The 18,766-nt window shown below is 70.9% G+C and carries 16 protein-coding genes and 1 pseudogene; 13 read left to right on the top strand and 4 right to left on the bottom strand.

The window, feature by feature from the left end; all coding sequences use genetic code 11:
* The first annotated feature begins 11 nt into the window (after nt 1-11).
* The 8 genes and pseudogenes from fmt (at nt 12) to ACF08M_RS25215 (ending at nt 7,638) form a co-directional block, all read left to right on the top strand.
* A complete protein-coding gene (fmt, locus tag ACF08M_RS25250; protein ID WP_392187556.1) occupies nt 12-944 on the top strand; it encodes a methionyl-tRNA formyltransferase in 933 nt (310 codons plus the stop codon).
* A 93-nt stretch (nt 945-1,037) separates the two neighbouring features.
* Nucleotides 1,038-2,471, top strand: coding sequence for an RsmB/NOP family class I SAM-dependent RNA methyltransferase (locus tag ACF08M_RS25245; RefSeq protein ID WP_392187555.1), 1,434 nt, complete (start codon nt 1,038-1,040; stop codon nt 2,469-2,471).
* A 54-nt stretch (nt 2,472-2,525) separates the two neighbouring features.
* A complete protein-coding gene (locus tag ACF08M_RS25240) occupies nt 2,526-2,972 on the top strand; it encodes an alpha/beta hydrolase (RefSeq protein WP_392187554.1) in 447 nt (148 codons plus the stop codon).
* Nucleotides 2,973-3,018: 46 nt separating this feature from the next.
* Nucleotides 3,019-3,975, top strand: a complete 957-nt coding sequence (locus ACF08M_RS25235; protein WP_392187553.1) for a hypothetical protein — start codon at nt 3,019-3,021, stop codon at nt 3,973-3,975.
* Between the two features lie 385 nt (nt 3,976-4,360).
* The gene (locus ACF08M_RS25230) at nt 4,361-4,939 is read left to right on the top strand and encodes a carboxymuconolactone decarboxylase family protein (protein WP_392187552.1); all 579 of its coding nucleotides are present in this window, start codon (nt 4,361-4,363) and stop codon (nt 4,937-4,939) included.
* A pseudogene (locus ACF08M_RS25225) lies at nt 4,936-5,211 on the top strand (sigma factor); the annotation flags it as partial. The gene ACF08M_RS25230 and the pseudogene ACF08M_RS25225, both read left to right, overlap by 4 nt.
* Nucleotides 5,212-5,773: 562 nt before the next feature.
* Nucleotides 5,774-6,457, top strand: coding sequence for a ribulose-phosphate 3-epimerase (rpe, locus tag ACF08M_RS25220; RefSeq protein ID WP_392187551.1), 684 nt, complete (start codon nt 5,774-5,776; stop codon nt 6,455-6,457).
* Nucleotides 6,458-6,621: 164 nt separating this feature from the next.
* Nucleotides 6,622-7,638, top strand: coding sequence for a sugar-binding transcriptional regulator (locus tag ACF08M_RS25215; protein WP_383975331.1), 1,017 nt, complete (start codon nt 6,622-6,624; stop codon nt 7,636-7,638).
* A 96-nt stretch (nt 7,639-7,734) separates the two neighbouring features.
* Here the strand turns inward: ACF08M_RS25215 and ACF08M_RS25210 are convergent, their stop codons facing one another.
* Nucleotides 7,735-8,757: a terpene cyclase gene (locus ACF08M_RS25210; RefSeq protein ID WP_392187550.1), complete on the bottom strand. Its 1,023-nt coding sequence runs from the start codon at nt 8,755-8,757 to the stop codon at nt 7,735-7,737.
* 308 nt (nt 8,758-9,065) lie between these two features.
* On the opposite strand from ACF08M_RS25210, the gene ACF08M_RS25205 reads away from it, so the two are divergent.
* From ACF08M_RS25205 to ACF08M_RS25185, 5 genes are all read left to right on the top strand, one after another.
* Nucleotides 9,066-10,532 (top strand): GuaB1 family IMP dehydrogenase-related protein, encoded by a 1,467-nt coding sequence (locus ACF08M_RS25205; protein ID WP_392187549.1) that lies wholly within the window; start codon nt 9,066-9,068, stop codon nt 10,530-10,532.
* A gap of 199 nt (nt 10,533-10,731) precedes the next feature.
* Nucleotides 10,732-12,189 carry an aldehyde dehydrogenase family protein gene (locus ACF08M_RS25200; RefSeq protein WP_392187548.1) on the top strand — a complete coding sequence of 486 codons (1,458 nt, stop codon included), beginning with the start codon at nt 10,732-10,734 and terminating at the stop codon, nt 12,187-12,189.
* Between the two features lie 110 nt (nt 12,190-12,299).
* Nucleotides 12,300-12,755 (top strand): Lrp/AsnC family transcriptional regulator, encoded by a 456-nt coding sequence (locus ACF08M_RS25195; protein ID WP_351202323.1) that lies wholly within the window; start codon nt 12,300-12,302, stop codon nt 12,753-12,755.
* A gap of 243 nt (nt 12,756-12,998) precedes the next feature.
* Nucleotides 12,999-13,796 (top strand): carbon-nitrogen hydrolase family protein, encoded by a 798-nt coding sequence (locus ACF08M_RS25190; protein WP_392187547.1) that lies wholly within the window; start codon nt 12,999-13,001, stop codon nt 13,794-13,796.
* A 99-nt stretch (nt 13,797-13,895) separates the two neighbouring features.
* On the top strand, nt 13,896-15,614 hold the full coding sequence (locus tag ACF08M_RS25185) for a flavin monoamine oxidase family protein (RefSeq protein ID WP_392187546.1): 1,719 nt from the start codon (nt 13,896-13,898) through the stop codon (nt 15,612-15,614).
* 28 nt (nt 15,615-15,642) lie between these two features.
* Here the strand turns inward: ACF08M_RS25185 and ACF08M_RS25180 are convergent, their stop codons facing one another.
* From ACF08M_RS25180 to ACF08M_RS25170, 3 genes are all read right to left on the bottom strand, one after another.
* Entirely contained in the window at nt 15,643-16,491 is an 849-nt protein-coding gene (locus tag ACF08M_RS25180) for a fumarylacetoacetate hydrolase family protein (RefSeq protein ID WP_392187545.1), read from the bottom strand.
* A gap of 113 nt (nt 16,492-16,604) precedes the next feature.
* The gene (locus ACF08M_RS25175; RefSeq protein ID WP_392187544.1) at nt 16,605-17,627 is read right to left on the bottom strand and encodes a hydroxyacid dehydrogenase; all 1,023 of its coding nucleotides are present in this window, start codon (nt 17,625-17,627) and stop codon (nt 16,605-16,607) included.
* Nucleotides 17,611-18,666 carry a dihydrodipicolinate synthase family protein gene (locus tag ACF08M_RS25170; RefSeq protein WP_392187543.1) on the bottom strand — a complete coding sequence of 352 codons (1,056 nt, stop codon included), beginning with the start codon at nt 18,664-18,666 and terminating at the stop codon, nt 17,611-17,613. The genes ACF08M_RS25175 and ACF08M_RS25170 overlap by 17 nt, the downstream gene beginning before the upstream one ends.
* Nucleotides 18,667-18,766 lie beyond the last annotated feature (100 nt).

The raw sequence follows: 18,766 nt of genomic DNA, 5'->3' as shown, positions 1-18,766 counted from the left end.
GTCAGCCACCCATGAAGCTCGTCTTCGCAGGCACCCCCGAGGTAGCCGTACCCGCCCTGGACGCCCTGATCGCCTCCGGCCGGCACGAGGTGGCCGCCGTCGTCACCCGGCCCGACGCCCCCGCCGGGCGAGGCCGCCGCCTGGTCGCCAGCCCCGTCGCCGAGCGTGCCGAGGAGGCCGGGATCGAGGTGCTCAAGCCCGCCCGCCCGCGCGACGAGGACTTCCTGGCGCGGCTGCGGGAGATCGCCCCGGACTGCTGTCCGGTCGTCGCCTACGGGGCACTGCTGCCCAAGACCACGCTCGACGTACCCGCCCGCGGCTGGGTCAACCTCCACTTCTCGCTGCTGCCCGCCTGGCGCGGCGCGGCTCCCGTGCAGCACGCGATCATGGCGGGGGACGAGGTGACCGGTGCGTCGACCTTCCTGATCGAGGAGGGACTCGACTCCGGCCCGGTGTACGGCGTGCTCACCGAAGAGGTACGGCCCACCGACACCAGCGGCGACCTGCTCACCCGGCTGGCGTTCGCCGGTGCCGGGCTGCTGGTCGCGACCATGGACGGCATCGAGGACGGATCGCTGCACGCCGTGCCGCAGCCCGCCGACGGCGTCACCCTCGCACCGAAGATCACCGTCGAGGACGCCCAGGTGCAGTGGTCCGCCCCCGCCCTGCGGGTCGACCGGGTGGTGCGCGGCTGCACACCCGCTCCGGGGGCGTGGACGTTGTTCCGCGGGGAACGGCTGAAGCTGATCCAGGCGGCGCCCGTACTGGACCGCGCCGACCTGGCCCCCGGCGAACTGTCGGCGGCCAAGAACAACGTGTACGTGGGCACCGGATCGCACGCCGTCGAACTGCTCTGGGTGCAGCCGCAGGGCAAGAAGCCGATGCGGGCCGCGGACTGGGCCCGCGGGGTGCGGATCGTCCACGGCGAGCTGCTGGGCGGCTAGGGTCTTTCGTTTGGATCGGGCCGGATCGGGGAGCGGGGCGGCGACGTACGCTGGGAGGGTTCGCCCCCTCACCATCAGCGGAGCACCTTTCACGTGAACGACCAGCAGCGTCGCCGTCCCGCCAAGCCGCATCGCCGCCCCAAGAAGGACCCCGTCCGGTTCCTCGCCTTCGAAGCGCTCAGAGCCGTCGACGAACGCGATGCGTACGCCAACCTCGTTCTGCCCCCGTTGCTGAAGAAGGCCCGGGCCAAGGGCGACTTCGACAGCCGGGACGCGGCGCTGGCGACCGAGCTGGTCTACGGGACGCTGCGCCGCCAGGGGACGTACGACGCGATCGTCGCGGCCTGCATCGACCGGCCGCTGCGCGAGGTCGACCCGCCGGTCCTCGACGTGCTCACCATGGGTGCGCACCAGCTGCTCGGCACCCGCATCCCCACCCATGCCGCCGTCTCCGCCAGCGTGGAGCTGGCCCGGGTGGTCCTCGGCGAGGGGCGTGCGAAGTTCGTCAACGCCGTCCTGCGGAAGGTCTCCGCGGACGACCTCGACGGCTGGGTGGCGCGTGTCGCCCCGCCGTACGACGAGGACGCCGAGGACCATCTCGCGGTCGTCCACTCGCATCCGCGGTGGGTCGTGTCCGCCCTCTGGGACGCGCTGGGCGGTGGCCGTGCCGGGATCGAGGACCTCCTCGAAGCGGACAACGAACGGCCGGAGGTCACCCTGGTCGCCCGCCCCGGCCGCGCCACCACCGATGAGCTCCTCACCGCCCTCGGTGACGACAACGGCCTGCCGGGCCGCTGGTCGCCCCATGCCGTACGGATGGGCGAGGGCGGCGAGCCGGGCGCCCTCACGGCCGTGCAGGAGGGCCGCGCCGGAGTCCAGGACGAGGGCAGTCAGCTGGTGGCCGTCGCCGTCGCCGACGCGCCGGTGGAGGGCAGCGACACCCGCTGGCTCGACGGCTGTGCCGGGCCCGGTGGCAAGGCCGCCCTGCTGGCAGCCCTCGCCGCCGAACGCGGAGCCGCCCTGCTCGCCGCCGAGAAGCAGCCGCACCGGGCCCGCCTCGTCGAGCGCGCGCTCGCCGGCAACCCCGGCCCGTACCAGGTGATCACCGCCGACGGCACCCGCCCGCCGTGGCGGCCCGGCTCCTTCGACCGGATCCTGATGGATGTGCCGTGCTCGGGCCTCGGCGCGCTGCGCCGCCGCCCGGAAGCGCGCTGGCGGCGACGCCCGGAGGACCTGGAGGGCTTCGCACCACTGCAACGCGGGCTGCTGCGCGAGGCGTTGAAGGCGGTACGGGTCGGCGGCATCGTCGGCTACGCGACCTGCTCGCCGCATCTCGCGGAGACCCGGGTCGTCGTCGAGGACGTGCTCAAGGGGCGAGGCGGTGAACCGGTCGAGGCGGAGTGGGTCGACGCCCGCCCGCTGATGCCGGGAGTGCCCGCGCTCGGCGACGGTCCCGACGTCCAGCTGTGGCCGCATCTGCATGGCACGGACGCGATGTACCTGGCGCTGCTGCGGCGGACCGCCTGACGCGGCCGCGTCCCTGTCGGCGGCTGGAGAACCTTGCGGCCCGGCGGGAGCGGGATGCTGCGGCCCGGACCAGGCCGACGCTCCGGGTCTCCGGGCGGGCGAGTCGCTCGGTGGACTTCACGTAGTCGCCGACCGCTTCGAGCCTGCGCGGCTCGCGCCCGCGCCACGGATCTGTCCGAGTCGCCCCCGGCCCGCATCGAGGTAGGGGCGGCCGAGACCTTGAGGGATGAGGACGTGGCCTGCGTCCATGCGATCCGGCGGGCCGGTGGCCAGGCCGAACTGCGTGTATCGCCGGGGGCCTTCCACGGCTTCGGCACCTTCGCACCACGGGCCGCTATCAGCTATCAGCCAGGACGCCCGCGACGCCCGTTTCCGCCGGCTTCGGCACATCCTCGCGCAGTCCGATGCGAGCGGTGGACCTGCCCGCTGAGCCCGTTACGGCCGCGGGGCATCGATCGACGGCACCGACGCGAGGTGTCATCGCCCGGGGCGGGCGGGTAGGGATCGATCACCTGTATCGAACAGGTGCTCCAGGGAGGGGATTCTCATGCGGTTCTGGATGAGCGCGAGACGGATCGGTGTGGCGCTGGCGGTGGGGCTCGCCCTCACGGGGGTCGGGGCACAGGCGACACCTGCCCGGGCGGCACCGGCCCGGGATCGGGCGACGGGTGCGGAGCCGGTGGCGGTCTCGTCGTACTCGTACAGCAGCGAACAGGGTGATTGGGTCGGAGGCGGCGGGTCGGGCACGTACGACGGCGTGACGGTGAACAACATTGCCGTCGACCCCAGCCCTGAGAAGGTCGTGCTCTCCACGAGCTTCTGGACGATCGCACTCGCCGCGCCCCGAGGGGAGCCGCTGCGGCCCGGGGTCTACCGGGACGCGGAGCGTGTCTCCGCCCGTTCCGGGCGGGCGCCGGGCTTGGACGCCTCCGGCTTCAGCCGGGGGTGCAACGAGGTATTCGGCCAATTCACCGTCAACCAGATCGAGTTCGACGCATCGGGCCTGGCGACCCTGGTGGACCTGACCTTCACACAGCGGTGCGAGAGCGCTGATGCGCCCGCGCTCACCGGGAACATCAAGTACCGGGCGTTCCCTCTCTCCTACGCCTATACCAGCGAGGCCGGCGACTACATCGGGGGTGGGACCAGCACCAGCTACACCGGAGCCACCAGCCTCTTCCAGCTCACCGGCTCCGTGAACGGCATCGTCGACTACACGGGGTCGGGCAAGCGCGAATCGTGGAGTGTGCGGTTCGCGGCCCCGGAGGGCGAGCAGCTTCAAGCGGGGCGCACCTACCAGACGGCCGACATCGGCGATGAGACCGCCGCGTTCCTCTCCGTCTCGCACGGCAGCCGTGGCTGCAGCCCCGGTGCCGGGGAGCTCACCATCACTCGGCTCGCCACCGACGAGCAGGGCAAGGTCAAGGCCCTCGCAGCCACCTTCCTGCAGCGTTGCGAAGGAACGACAGCAGCGCTCCACGGAACCATCCACTACTACGCCTGACAGATCACGCCGGGCAGGTGGCCCGCGGGCCCGAGCGGTCCCTCGTGCAGGGGCGCCCGGGCCCGCGCTGTCACGGAAGGCGGCCGGCACGCGCCGCCGCCGGCTGCCGACCGCGTCCAGCCGATCGGCGCCCGCGACCAGAATCGACGGACCGGGCCGCCGCCGGTTGCGCCGGTTCGTCCCCGCTCTCGGGAGCAGACCGGACCGGATGTGTCCGGCGACGAGGAACGCCCTTCCGGCCGCCGTCGTCCCGGAGCGGCTTGACGGGCCCGTGCGCGCCGACGAACCACGCGCGGTGGCGGTGGTTGTCACATTCGCGGGCCCGGCGGTGTCTTCATGTCGGACAGGCCAACAGGTCAACAGGCCACCGGACAAGGAGAACACCATGACACCGCGCATTCCGAAGGCGGAACTTCCCACCGGGATGAGGGAGAACCTGATCAAGCAGTTCGGTGCCGTGCCCGAGCCCGTCGAGGTGGTGTTCCACAACCCCGACGTCGCCACGTCCAACCTGGAGTTCTCGGCCAGGGTGGGCGCGTGGGACACGGTCGACGCGAGCCTCAAGACGTTCGCGCACATGGCTGTTGCGGCGCAGATCGGCTGCAGCTGGTGCCTCGACGTCAACTACTTCGCGGCGCTGAACCAGAGCCTGGACGTGGCGAAGGCGAGCCAGGTGCCGCGCTGGCGGGAGTCGGAGGTGTTCACGCCGCTGGAGCGGGAGGTGATGGAGTACGCCGAGGCGATGACGAACACGCCGCCGACCGTCACCGACGAGCTCTCGGCGAGTCTGCTCGGCCGGCTCGGCCCGGCTGCGATGGTCGAGCTCACCGTGTCCATCGGCTTTGCCAACCTCTCGACCAGGATCAACACGGCGCACGGGATCACGTCCCAGGGGTACTCCGACGCGTGCGAGATTCCGCTGGCCGCGCGTCCCGAGAAGCCCACGGTGGCGTCGACGGCATGACCGAGGATCCGTTCGTCGCCCATCGCAGCCTGCTGTTCACGGTCGCCCACGAGATGCTCGGGTCGGCGGCCGATGCGGAGGACGTGCTGCAGGAGTCCTGGCTGCGGTGGGCCGCCGTCGACCACGCGCAGGTGCGTGATCTGCGGGCGTACCTCGTCCGGATTGTCACGCGGCAAGCGCTCAACCGCCTGCGGACGTTGTCGTGCAGCCGTGAGGAATACGTGGGCGAGTGGCTGCCGGAACCGCTGCTGACCAGCCCCGATGTCGTTGAACCCGCGGGAGCTGATGCGGCTGGATGCAGGTGGCACCCGGACGCCCGAGGTGCTGCGGTGCGAGCGCGGGCCGCCCGCCGGAGAACGACCGGGTGACGGTGACGGACGACCACGCGCTGCTGGACCACTGGCCGGCCCACGCGGCGCTCCGGCCTCAGGTGGTCCGCCGGGCGTTTTCGGCGGCCCGGCGGCCCGGCGGGCCGACAGCGTTGCCGCCACGGAAAAGTTGCCGCCACGGAAAAGGGGACGACCGTTCCGCGCGGTGGGCCTGCTGCCGCGGTGTGCCGGAGGCCGCCGGGGCAGAGCAGTCGGTTGGATGGGCCCGGACCGGGTGAGGTGATGGCGTTCCTGGTCGAGCCGCCGGAGCCGGAATTGCCCGGCCCATGCCTGCGACGACCGGCAAAACCCCAGGTCACCGGAGTGGAGTGGGGTAACCCGACAGGCACCTGTGCCCCGGATCGCGCGGAGCGGGAGGCCCGGGTTCCGTGAACTGTAATGATCCCGTGAGGCTTTGGCCCGCACTGAGGCGGGGAAGTGGCGCGGAACATGGCAGGCTTGGCACATGGCCCAGATCAACCCCAGCATCCTGTCCGCCGATTTCGCCCGTCTCGCCGAGGAGGCGAAAGCGGTCGAAGGTGCCGACTGGCTCCACGTCGATGTGATGGACAACCACTTCGTGCCCAATCTGACCCTCGGCGTGCCCATCGTGGAATCGCTCAGCCGGGCCACGGACACGCCGCTGGACTGCCATCTGATGATCGAGGACGCGGACCGCTGGGCGCCGCAGTACGTCGAGGCGGGCGCCGGATCCGTCACCTTCCACGTGGAGGCGGCGGCAGCCCCCGTACGGCTGGCGCGGGAGATCCGGGCCAAGGGCGCCCGCGCCTCCATGGCGCTGCGGCCCGCGACGCCCATCGAGCCGTACGAGGACCTGCTCCCCGAACTCGACATGCTGCTGATCATGACGGTGGAACCGGGCTTCGGCGGCCAGGCATTCCTGGACATCATGCTGCCGAAGATCCGCCGCACCCGTGAGCTCATCTCGAAGCACGGACTCGAGCTCTGGCTCCAGGTCGACGGAGGAGTCTCCGAGTCGACGATCGAGCGGTGCGCCGAGGCCGGCGCGGATGTGTTCGTCGCGGGTTCGGCGGTGTACGGGGCCGAGGACCCGGCCGAAGCGGTGCGCGCGCTGCGGGCCAGCGCCGACGCGGCCACCGCCTCGGCGGCCTGGGCGTGCCGTCACTGAAACCGGAACGGGAGCCGGAACCCACTCCGGCCCCCGATTGCGGGGCGGCCCGGTCAAGGGCAGATGAACGTGGTCCGACGGGACCGATCAAGGGGCGCCGGATCTGACAGGATGAACGGCGTATCGAGAGTGTGAACAGCAGTGAGGAGATCGCGGTGTCTGCAATGTCGGCGGGCCGGTCCGCCCTGCGGATGGGGCCCGCGGAGCTGGTGCAGGCGGCGGCCATGGCCCGCCGCTTCTACCTCGAAGGAAAGTCGAAGATCCAGATCGCCGAGGAGTTCGGCGTCAGCCGCTTCAAGGTGGCCCGGGTCCTGGAGACGGCGCTCGAGCGCGACCTCGTGAGAATCGAGATCCGCGTCCCCGCGGAGCTGGACGCCGAGCGCTCCGACGCGCTCCGGGCCCGCTACGGGCTGCGTCACGCGGTCGTCGTCGAATCCCCCGCGGAGGAGCAGGACGACGCACCCGACCCGGAGAACCTGGGGGAGGTCGCGGCCGATCTCCTCGGCGAACTGGTGAACGAGGGGGATGTGCTCGGCCTGGCCTGGGGCCGCTCCACGATTCACATGGCCGCGGCTCTCGACCGGCTGCCGCCGTGCACGGTCGTGCAGCTCACCGGGGTGTACGACGCGGGGACGGCCGAGCGCGGCTCGGTCGAGGCGGTCCGCCGGGCCGCCCAGGTGGCCGGCGGTGAGGCCCACCCGATCTATGCGCCGATGCTGCTCCCCGACCCGGCCACGGCCGCCGCGCTGCGCCACCAGACCGGTATCGCGCGCGCCTTCGAGTACTTCGACAAGGTGACGGTCGCCGCGGTGTCCATCGGCTCCTGGGAGCCGGGCATCTCGACCGTCCACGACATGCTCACGGACGAGGAGCGGGCGCACTACGCGTCGCTCGGCGTCGCCGCGGAGATGTCCGCGCACCTCTTCGACACGGAGGGGCGGCGGGTCGGCCGGGACCTGGGGGAGCGGTGCATCACGGTCGAGGCCGACCGGCTGCGCCGGATCCCCGAGGTGGTGGCGATCGCGGGCGGCCAGCGCAAGGCCGCGGCGATCGGTGCGGTGCTGCGGTCCGGACTGGTCACCAGCCTGGTGACGGACACCGCGGCGGCCGACTATCTGCTGACCGAGTCGGCGGCGCCGCGGCGGCCGGCGCTGGAGCGGGCGGATCCGGACGGGGTCTGACACGGGCGGTGATCGGTCCCGGGGCCGTCCCGGGGCCGTCGCGGAGCCGGGCCCGGACAGCGGATGCGCTGCCCGGGCGGTGTCCGGCTCGGAGGCTCAGTTCCGGGCCACGCCCAGGACCGTCGCCTCCAGGTATTCCTCCGGCTCCTCGTACTGGCTCACATCGGCCGGGTTGTAGCGGGGGGTCTGCCGCGACCAGTCCAGGTTGCCGCGCATCCAGCTCCGCATCCCGTCCAGGTACGGCGCGAGCATCCAGGACAGCTGCGGGTACGCCGCCAGCAGCTCGGCCTCGGCGGCGAGGAACCGTTCCGTCTCCCTGGCGATCTCCGCGCAGACATGTTCGAGAGCCTGCCGCTTGCCGTATCCGCGGTGGTGCCTGACCAGGTGGACGAGGTTGTGGATCTCGCCGAGCACCTGTTCCTTCTCGTAGGAGTACACGTCGTTGGCCCAGCACACGATGTTGCATGAGGCCTCCAGCGCGGTGATGAACCGGGAGTCGTTGTGAATCGACTCGGGTGCCTCGATCCCGGCCACGATCTCTATCAGGTCCATGCAGACATGTATCGCCCCGGTGTGGCGGCGATTGACGATGTACGTCTCCTCGGACGGCACCACGGCCGTGGCCCGGTTCCCGGCCTCCCAGGTGGTGGTCGTGGTGAGATATCTGGTCAGGTGCCAGCCGAACCGGGTGCTCCAGTGCGCCGCAGCGGTCGGCGTCGTCCGCTCCCACAGATCGACCAGGGCGACCACGGCGGCGGGCAGCTCCTCGTCCGGCAGATCACCCGTGCCGCGGCCCTCGATCACGGACCGCATCACGGCGACCACGTCCCGCACCCGCTCCGGGCTGCGGCCGAGGTGACCGTCGTCGAGCTGGTCGTCGACGAGAAACAGCCATACGAACCAGTCGGCGACGAGGTCGAGATTCCTCTCGTCGGCGGTCGGGTACACCATGCCGACGAACGCCCCGAAGTCCGCCTGCTCGAAGCGCTCCCTGGCTGAATCGCGGTATACCAGACCGGTGTCGCGGATCCAGGCGTCGAGGTGGACTCTGGTGTGCCCGACGTGCGGATTCGTCCGCTGGGGGAACGGGCAGTAAATGTCCGGCAGTTCGCTCTCCACGGGTGGGTCCTGATCCTCTCCGGTCGTACGTGTGACGGAAGTTATGACTCTTCCGCCTGTTCCTTCGGGGCGTCGCGGCGACCCACGGGACCTGCGGGTTTTGAAGCTACCTGACCCCTTGTCACCAGGTCCAGGGAAGATGATCGCGAATGATTCGGATGCGGCCGGGGCAGGATCCGTCGGCAAGACGGGTTCCACTTGCCCGGGACTCCCGCCCGTTCCCCTTGGAGGAACACATGAACGCGGGGGTTGCTTGCTGTGCCTTCGTGGAAGCGACCCGCTCGATTTCATATGAAAAAATGAGCGTTATGCGTTTTCTTGAGCCCGGTACCGGTCGCTACACAGACTCCCCCTCGGTCCCGTACGACCTCACATACGACGATGTCTTCATGGTTCCAGGCCGTTCGGCGGTCGGATCCCGCCAGGGTGTCGATCTTTCCTCGCCCGACGGCACCGGCACCACCATCCCGCTCGTCGTCGCGAACATGACGGCCATCGCGGGCCGCCGGATGGCCGAAACGGTCGCCCGCCGGGGCGGGCTCGTCGTCATCCCCCAGGACATCCCGATCGAGGTCGTCACCGATGTCGTCTCCTGGGTGAAAACGCGCCACCTGGTGCTCGACACACCGATCGTGCTGGCCCCCGGCCAGACGGTCGCCGACGCCCTGTCCCTGCTGCCCAAGCGCGCGCACGGCGCGGGCGTCGTCGTCGACGAGGAGCAGCGGCCCGTCGGTGTCGTGACCGACCACGACCTGACCGGGGTCGACCGGTTCACCCAGCTGTCCGAGGTGATGTCCAGGGACCTGGTGCTGCTCGACGCGGACATCGACCCGCGCGACGCCTTCAACAAGCTCGACGGCGCCCACCGCAAGCTCGCCCCCGCGGTCGACCCGGACGGCCGGCTCGTCGGCATCCTCACCCGCAAGGCCGCACTGCGCGCCACTCTGTACACCCCCGCCACCGACACCGGCGGCAGGCTGCGGATCGCCGCCGCGGTCGGGATCAACGGCGATGTCGCGGGCAAGGCCGGGCAGCTGCTCGACGCGGGCATCGACACGCTGGTCGTGGACACCGCCCACGGCCACCAGGAGTCCATGATCAACGCGGTCCGGGCCGTCCGGGCGCTCGACCCGCAGGCGCCGATCGTCGCGGGCAACATCGTCGCCGCCGAGGGCGTGCGCGATCTCGTCGAGGCCGGCGCGGACATCATCAAGGTCGGCGTCGGCCCCGGCGCCATGTGCACCACCCGGATGATGACGGGCGTGGGCCGGCCGCAGTTCTCCGCCGTCCTGGAATGTGCTGCCGAGGCGAAGAAGTACGGCAAGCACGTCTGGGCCGACGGCGGTGTCCGGCACCCGCGCGATGTCGCGATGGCGCTCGCCGCGGGCGCGTCCAACGTGATGATCGGTTCCTGGTTCGCCGGTACGTACGAGTCGCCCGGCGACCTCCAGCAGTCCGCCGACGGCCGCTTCTACAAGGAGTCCTTCGGCATGGCGTCCGCGCGCGCCGTGAAGAACCGTACGTCGGACGAGTCGGCGTACGACCGGGCCCGCAAGGCGCTCTTCGAGGAGGGCATCTCCACCTCCCGGATGTACCTCGACCCGACCCGTCCCGGCGTCGAGGACCTGATCGACTCGATCATCGCGGGCGTCCGCTCCTCCTGCACCTACGCCGGTGCGGCCTCCCTGGAGGAGTTCGTGGAGAAGGCGGTCGTCGGGGTGCAGAGCGCCGCAGGCTACGCCGAGGGCAAGCCGCTGCACGCCAGCTGGAGTTGATCCCGCGGCCACCCGACGCCGGTGCCCCTCCGGGCTGTTCGTGCCCGGAGGGGCACCGGCGTCCTCGCAGGTCCTCGCCGGGCGGCACGGATGTCCGATTCCGGGCCCTCCGATACGGTGGCTATGCGCCTCAACCACGTTGACACGTAAGTAACATGAACCCCAGTCAGTCGCCCGTTCCTCTGTGGTAAGGGATCTCATGTCCTTCTTCACCGACCTGGCCCATCAGTACATCGACGGAGAGTGGAGGCAGGGCAAGGGGTCCTGGGACATCGTCGACTTCAATCCGTACGACGGGGAGCAGCTCGCCTCGATCACGGTCGCCACGGCCGACGAGGTGGACCAGGCGTACCAGTCCGCCGAGGCCGCCCAGCGGGCGTGGGGCGACACCAACCCGTACGCCCGGCGGCTGGTGCTGGAGCGGGCGCTGCGCATCGTCGAGGAACGCGAGCCCGAGATCAGCGACGCGATCGTCGCGGAGCTGGGCGGCACCCGGCTGAAGGCGGCCTTCGAGCTGCATCTCGCCAAGGAGTTCCTGCGGGAGTCGGTCCAGCTCGCGCTGCGGCCCTCCGGACAGATACTGCCCTCGCCGACCGAGGGCAAGGAGAACCGCGTCTACCGGGTGCCCGTCGGTGTCGTGGGTGTCATCAGCCCCTTCAACTTCCCGTTCCTGCTGTCGCTGAAGTCGGTCGCCCCCGCACTGGCGCTCGGCAATGCCGTCGTGCTCAAGCCGCACCAGAACACCCCGGTCTGCGGCGGCACGCTGGTGGCGAAGGTGTTCGAGGAGGCGGGGCTGCCGGCCGGGCTCCTGAACGTCGTGGTCACGGACATCGCCGAGATCGGTGACGCACTGCTGGAGCACCCCATTCCGCAGGTCATCTCCTTCACCGGTTCGGACAAGGTGGGGCGGCACGTTGCCACGGTGTGTGCGGCGAACCTCAAGCGCGCCGTGCTCGAACTCGGCGGCAACAGCGCCCTCATCGTGCTCGACGACGCCGATCTGGACTACGCCGTCGACGCGGCCGTCTTCAGCCGGTACGTGCACCAGGGCCAGGTCTGCATGGCCGCGAACCGCATCCTGGTCGACTGGGCGGTGGAGAAAGAGTTCACCGAGAAGTTCGTCGCCAAGGTCGCGTCGCTGCCGGTCGGTGACCCGGCGGACCCGGAGACGGTGATCGGCCCGCTGATCAACTCCTCCCAGGCCGAGGCCATTTCGTCGCTCGTCGACCAGACCGTCGAGGCCGGTGCCACCGCCCTGCTGCACGGCCGGGCCGACGGCAACGTGGTGAGCCCGTCCGTGCTGACCGGGCTGGCCGCCGATTCCCCCGTCCTCTCCCAGGAGATCTTCGGGCCGGTCGCGCTCCTGGTGCCGTTCGACGGCGACGACGAGGCGGTACGGATCGCCAACGACACCCCGTACGGCCTGAGCGGCGCGGTGCACACTGGGGACATCGAGCGCGGCGTACGGCTAGGGCAGCGCGTCCACACCGGCATGATCCACATCAACGACGGCACGGTCCACGACGAGCCGATCGTCCCGTTCGGCGGCGAGAAGAGCTCCGGCCTCGGCCGGCTGAACGGCGACTCGATGGTCGAGGCATTCACCACCCAGAAGTGGATCTCGGTGCAGTACGGCCGCTCGCGGTTCCCGTTCTGACCGGTCACCCGCTGCGCTGAGCGCGCCCGGCGGGGCGGCGCCGTGGTCTACTTCGGGGGCGGCCCTGCCGCCCCCGAGACCGGCCATCGCAGAGAAGTGAACCGCCCGAAGTGCGCCTGAACGACCTCGACGAACGCATCGTCCACGCCCTCGCCGAAGACGCCCGGCGCTCCTACGCGGACATCGGCGCGATCATCGGCCTGTCCGCGCCCGCCGTGAAACGCCGGGTGGACCGGCTGCGCGCCGAGGGCGCGATCACCGGCTTCACCGTGCGGGTGGACCCGGCGGCGCTGGGGTGGGAGACCGAGGGGTTCATCGAGATCTACTGCAGCCGCAACACGTCGCCGGAGGCGATCAAGCAGGGACTCGCCCGGTATCCGGAGATCGCGTCGGCCTCCACGGTGACGGGAGAGGCCGACGCCATCGTGCAGGTCTTCGCCGCGGACATGCGGCACTTCGAGCAGGTGCTGGAGCGGATCGCGGGCGAGCCGTACGTGGAGCGGACGAAGTCCGTGCTGGTGCTGTCGCCGCTGTTGCGGCGGTACTCGTCGGGGTCGCCGGAATAGGGGTGCCGGACGGGCCCGGCGGGTGTCGGGCGGGCTTGTCCGTGCCGGGCGGGGCACGCCGGGGGTGAGACCTGGGTCACCTGCCTGACCTGCGAAGACAGGGCGCGCAATGAATCGCCGGGACGAACTGTCCGGGCGCAATGGATCGACGGTGCACACGCAACGGTCGCGTCTTGTCGGGCCCGCGCGGTGGACCGTACCGTCGATACGTCCCCGCCCCGCCCGCACCGTCCGAGGTCAGCCATGCCGCCGTTGCGCACCGCCCTGCTCCAGAGTTCCGGACGACCCGGGCACGTGGACGAGAACATCAAGGTGCTCGACGCAGCGGCGCGGCGGGCGGCGGAGGCCGGGGCCCGGCTGCTGGTCTGTCCCGAGCTGTTCCTGACCGGGTATGCGATCGGGGCCCAGGTGTCCCGGCTGGCCGAGCCGGCCGACGGTCCTTCCGCCCGAGCCGTCGCCGAGATCGCCGCCCGGCACGGGCTCGCGGTCCTCTACGGCTACCCGGAGCGCGCGGGCGAGCAGATCTTCAACGCCGCGCGGCTCATCGGGCCGGACGGCGCGGCGCTCGCGAACTACCGCAAGACCCACCTCTTCGGCCCCTTCGAGCAGGAGTGGTTCACCCCGGGCGAGCAGCCCGTCGTCCAGGCCGAACTCGACGGCGTCCGTATCGGGATCATGATCTGCTACGACGTCGAGTTCCCGGAGAACGTCCGGGCGCACGCCCTCGCGGGAACTGACCTGCTGCTGGTGCCCACCGCGCAGATGCACCCCTTCCAGTTCGTCGCCGAGTCCGTCGTGCCGGTCCGCGCCTTCGAGAGCCAGATGTACGTGGCGTACGTCAACAGGACCGGCCCGGAGGGCGAGTTCGAGTTCGTCGGGCTGAGCTGCCTGGCAGGCCCCGACGGCACCGTCCGTACCCGCGCCGGACGCGGCGAGGAACTGGTCGTCGGCGAGGTCGACCCGGAGTTCCTGAACACGTCGCGCGCCACCAATCCGTATCTGCGCGACCGCCGCCCCGGTCTGTACGGCTCCCTCGCCTGAGCACCGGACCGCGTCCGCTACCCGATCGAAGGTCACTCGACAGGCTCTGAGCCCGCCGCCCACGTTCCCTCTCTTTTCCGCGCAAGGAGTCCGTACCCCATGACGTCCACGGTGCCCAACGCCGTCCAGCACACCGACGCCGCCGAGCCGATCACCATGTTCGGGCCGGACTTCCCCTACGCGTACGACGACTTCCTGGCGCACCCCGCGGGGATCGGGCAGATACCGGCGACGGAGCACGGCACCGAGGTCGCCGTCATCGGGGGCGGGCTCTCCGGCATCGTCGCCGCGTACGAGCTGATGAAGATGGGGCTCAAGCCCGTCGTCTACGAGGCGGACCGGATCGGCGGCCGGTTGCGCACCGTCGGCTTCGAGGGCTGTTCCGCGGGCGAGGCGGGGGAACTCACCGCCGAGATGGGCGCGATGCGCTTCCCGCCGTCCTCCACCGCGCTCCAGCACTACATCGATCTGGTCGGCCTGGAGACGAAGCCGTTCCCCAACCCGCTCTCCCCGGCCACCCCGTCGACCGTCGTCGACCTCAAGGGCACCTCGCACTACGCCCGCACCATCGACGATCTGCCGCAGGTCTACCGCGAGGTGATGGACGCCTGGAACCGTTGTCTGGAGGAGGGCGCGGACTTCTCCGACATGAACCGCGCGATGCGGGAACGCGACGTGCCGCGCATCCGGGAGATCTGGGCGGAGCTCGTCCGGAAGCTCGACAACCAGACCTTCTACGGATTCCTCTGCGACTCCGACGCGTTCACGTCGTTCCGGCACCGTGAGATCTTCGGCCAGGTCGGCTTCGGTACCGGAGGCTGGGACACCGACTTCCCCAACTCCATCCTGGAGATCCTGCGCGTCGTCTACACCGAGGCGGACGACCACCACCGGGGAATCGTCGGCGGCAGCCAGCAGCTCCCGCTGCGGCTCTGGGACCGCGAACCGCGGAAGATCGTCCACTGGCCGCTCGGCACGTCGCTGTCCTCGCTGCACGGGGGCGAACCGCGCCCCGCCGTGACCCGGCTGCACCGCACCGCCGGAAACCGGATCACCGTCACCGACGCCGGCGGCGACATCCGCACCTACCCCGCCGCGATCTTCACCGGACAGTCCTGGCTGCTGCTCTCGAAGATCGACTGCGACGACGCGCTCTTCCCGATCGACCACTGGACGGCGATGGAGCGCACCCACTACATGGAGTCGTCCAAGCTGTTCGTCCCCGTCGACCGTCCGTTCTGGCTGGACCAGGCCGTCGACAGCAGGGGGGTGCCGACCGGGCGGGACACCATGTCGATGACGCTCACCGACCGGATGACCCGGGGGACCTACCTCCTGGACGACGGCCCCGACCGGCCCGCCGTCATCTGCCTCTCGTACACCTGGTGCGACGACAGTCTGAAGTGGCTGCCGCTCTCCCCGAACGAGCGCATGGACGTCATGCTCAAGTCGCTCGGGGAGATCTACCCGAACGTCGACATCAGGAAGCACATCATCGGCAACCCGGTGACGGTGTCGTGGGAGAACGAGCCCTATTTCATGGGTGCCTTCAAGGCCAATCTGCCGGGCCACTACCGATACCAGCGGCGGCTGTTCACCCACTTCATGCAGGACCGGCTGCCCGCCGACCGGCGGGGCCTGTTCCTCGCGGGCGACGACATCTCCTGGACGGCAGGATGGGCCGAGGGCGCCGTACAGACCGCGCTCAACGCCGTCTGGGGCGTGATGACCCAGTTCGGCGGCGCGACCGATGCGGCGAACCCCGGCCCGGGCGATGTCTTCGACGACATCGCCCCGGTCGAACTCCCGGAGGACTGAGACCGGCCGGCCCGGGACCCGTTCCGGGTTACGCGGGTCGGCAGACGCTGCGCTGCCGACCCAGGCCCGAGATCTCGACCTCCATCACGTCGTCCGGCCCCAGGTAGGGGAAGCGGCCGGACAGTGCCACGCCCTGCGGGGTGCCGGTGTTGATGATGTCGCCGGGCTCCAGCACCAGGTACTGCGACAGATGGTGCACCAGGTGCGCCACGCTGAAGATCATGTCCGCGGTGCTGGAGTCCTGCCGCGGCTCCCCGTTGACGTAGCTGCGCAGCCGCAGCCGCTGCGGGTCACCGACCTCGTCGGCCGTCACCAGTACCGGACCCAGCGGGTTGAACGTGGCGCAGCTCTTGCCCTTGGACCACTGGCCGCCCGACTCCTCCAGCTGGAAGGCGCGCTCCGAGACGTCGTTGCTGACGGCATAGCCCGCGATGTGCGCGGCGGCGTCGGCGGGGGAGTCCAGGTAGGAGGCGCGGCGACCGATGACGACGGCCAGTTCCACCTCCCAGTCGGTCTTCTTCGAGCCGCGCGGGATCAGCACGTCGTCGTACGGGCCGACGACGGTGTTGGGCGACTTGTAGAAGAGGATCGGCTGCTCGGGCGGCTCGCTGCCCGACTCCGCGGCGTGGGCCGCGTAGTTCTGGCCGATGCAGAGCAGCGCGGAGGGACGGGCCACCGGGGCGCCGGTCCGCTGACCCGTGATGTCGATCCCGGGGAGCGCCGACTGGGCGGGGATCAGATTCGGGTTGTCGGCGAGCGCGGCGAGGAACGCGCCGTCGATGTCGTCGGTGATGCCGGACAGGTCGTGGTGACGGCCCTCGGGGCAGACGGCAACCGGGCGCTCATGGCCCGGCTCGCCGATGCGCATGAATCGCATGACGGTGAAATCTCCTGATGGGTACGGGGGTTGGGGAGGGGCCGCGGCCGGTCGCGGACGTTCCGGCCACGAGGCCCTGGGGCCTCTCGTTTGGATCACGCAAACGAAAGGCCCTAGTGCAGACGGCTGAGGGCGTCGGCGGTGACGGCGTGGACCGGGGGGCGTCCGGCGATCAGCCGGAGTACTTCGTCGACGGCGCTCGTGCCGAGCCGCTGCCGGCATTCGACGCTGCCCGCCGCCTGATGCGGGGTGAGCAGCATGTTCGGCAGGGAGCGGAAGGGGTGGCCGACGGGCAGCGGTTCGGCGTCGAAGACGTCGACCGCCGCGTCCAGACGGCCCGATGACACCTCGGCGAGGAGCGCGTCCTCGTCGACCAGCCATGATCTGGCGGTGTTCACCAGGCCCGCGCCGTCCGGCATGAGCGCCAGCTGTTCGGCGCCGATCATCCTGCGGGTCTCCTCGGTGACCGGTGCGTGCACGGCAACGATCCTGCTGTGCGACAGCAGCGTCTCCAGTGGTACGGACCGCACACCGAGCTCCTCGGCGTCCGTGTCGGAGAGGTACGGGTCGGTGACGCTCACTCGTGCCCCCATCGCCCGGACCAGGGCGATGTAGGCGCGCCCGGTGCGGGAGGCGCCGATCACGCCGATGTCGCTGCCGTGGATCTCGTGGCGCGGCGGGGCCTCGCTCGCCGCCGCCCAGTCCAGCCCGCCGCGCAGGGCGTGGTCGAAACGCGGGATGCGGTGGAGCAGCGAGAGCGTGAACGCGAGAGCCACCTCGGCGACCGGGCGGGCCATCTCGTCTCCCGCCTGGGTGACCAGGATGCCCCGCCGGAACACCTCCTCCGTGACATAGGGCGCGACCGCCGAACCGGTGTGCGCCACCAGCTCCAGCCGGTCGGCCGAGGCAAGGAGTCCGGCGTCCACCCTGGGCGCCCGCCACGAGGTGATGAGCGCGCGGGCACCGGGCAGCGCCGCGGCCACCGCCGCCCGGTCCGCGTGGTCGTCCAGGACCGTCAGCTCCGCCGCCCGCTCCAGCTCCCGCCACACCTCGGGGGTGAAGAACTGGGCCCGCAGACCCGGCGGAACGGCGACGACCACCCGGGTACGGTCGGCAGGATCAGGAGAGCCAGGCATCGAGGTGCTCCGCAACGAAGGCGTCATCGGTCAGCCAAGGGTAGGCCGCGGCCACCCGGCTGATCTCCTCCGCCTGCCCGGGGGAGAGCGTCTCGGCCGGATCCAGGCACCGGATGTTCGCCAGCAGGCCCTGGCGGTGCAGCACTTCGTGGACCCCGGCGATGCAGCCGCGGAACGCGCCGCGCACATCGAAGACCGCGCTGTTGGCGTCGGTCAGTTCGGGGCGCCGGGCCAGGCAGCGCACCATCGCCTCGTGGTCACCGCCGCGCGCCCTGCGGACGTCGTCGAGGAGTGCGACCGCGGAGCTCGTCCACACGGCCCACTGGCCGAGCAGACCGCCCGCGAACCAGCGCGGACTGCCGCCCGCCGTCTCGTACGGGGTGAGCAGATCACCGATGATGTCGTCGTCGTTGCCGGTGTACAGCGCCACCTCGCCGGCCCGGTCCGCGGCGGCCACCGCCCGTATGACGTCGGCCGTGCGGTAGCGGTCGAACGGGGCGATCTTCACCGCGACCGTGTTTGGCAGGTCGGTGAAGGCGGACCAGAAGCCCGGCGACAGGTACCGCCCGCCGACGGCCTCCTGGAGGTAGAAGCCGATCACCGGCAGCACCTCACCGACCGCCCGCGCCCGGTCCAGCAGGCCCTTCTCGTCCGCGCCGGGCACGGCCGGGCTGAGCAGCACCGCGTCGTAACCGAGCTCGGCGGCGGTCTCGGCCTCGGCGACGGCCTGCGCCGTGTAGCCGCAGGCACCGGCGACCTTGATGAACGGCCGGCCGGCCTCGGCGTCGATCGTCTCGGCGGCGAGCTCCAGGACCGGCCGGAACAGACCGACCTCCGGTTCGCGGATCTCGAACTGGGTGGTGTGGACGGCGACGGCGACGCCGCCCGCCCCCGAGGCGAGGTAGTAGCGGGTCAGCGCACGCTGGCGGCGCTCGTCGAAGGATCCGTCGTCGTGCAGGGCGAGCGGGTGCGCGGGGATCACCGCACCGTGGGCGAGCGCGTCCAGGGCGGGGGTCGGCGCGAGGGAGGGAGTGGACATGGAGTGGATCAGAACCTTCCGTCGCGGACCTGGAACTTGGTGGGCTTGCCGGACAGTGGCAGCCCGCGGCGCAGCCAGTCGGCCTGCCACTCGATGAGGG

Origin of the sequence: Streptomyces sp. NPDC015032, from assembly GCF_043080425.1 — a bacterium.
Lineage (GTDB): Bacteria > Actinomycetota > Actinomycetes > Streptomycetales > Streptomycetaceae > Streptomyces.
Note: the sequence above shows the minus strand (reverse complement) of the source record. Positions and strands in the feature narration are given on the sequence as shown.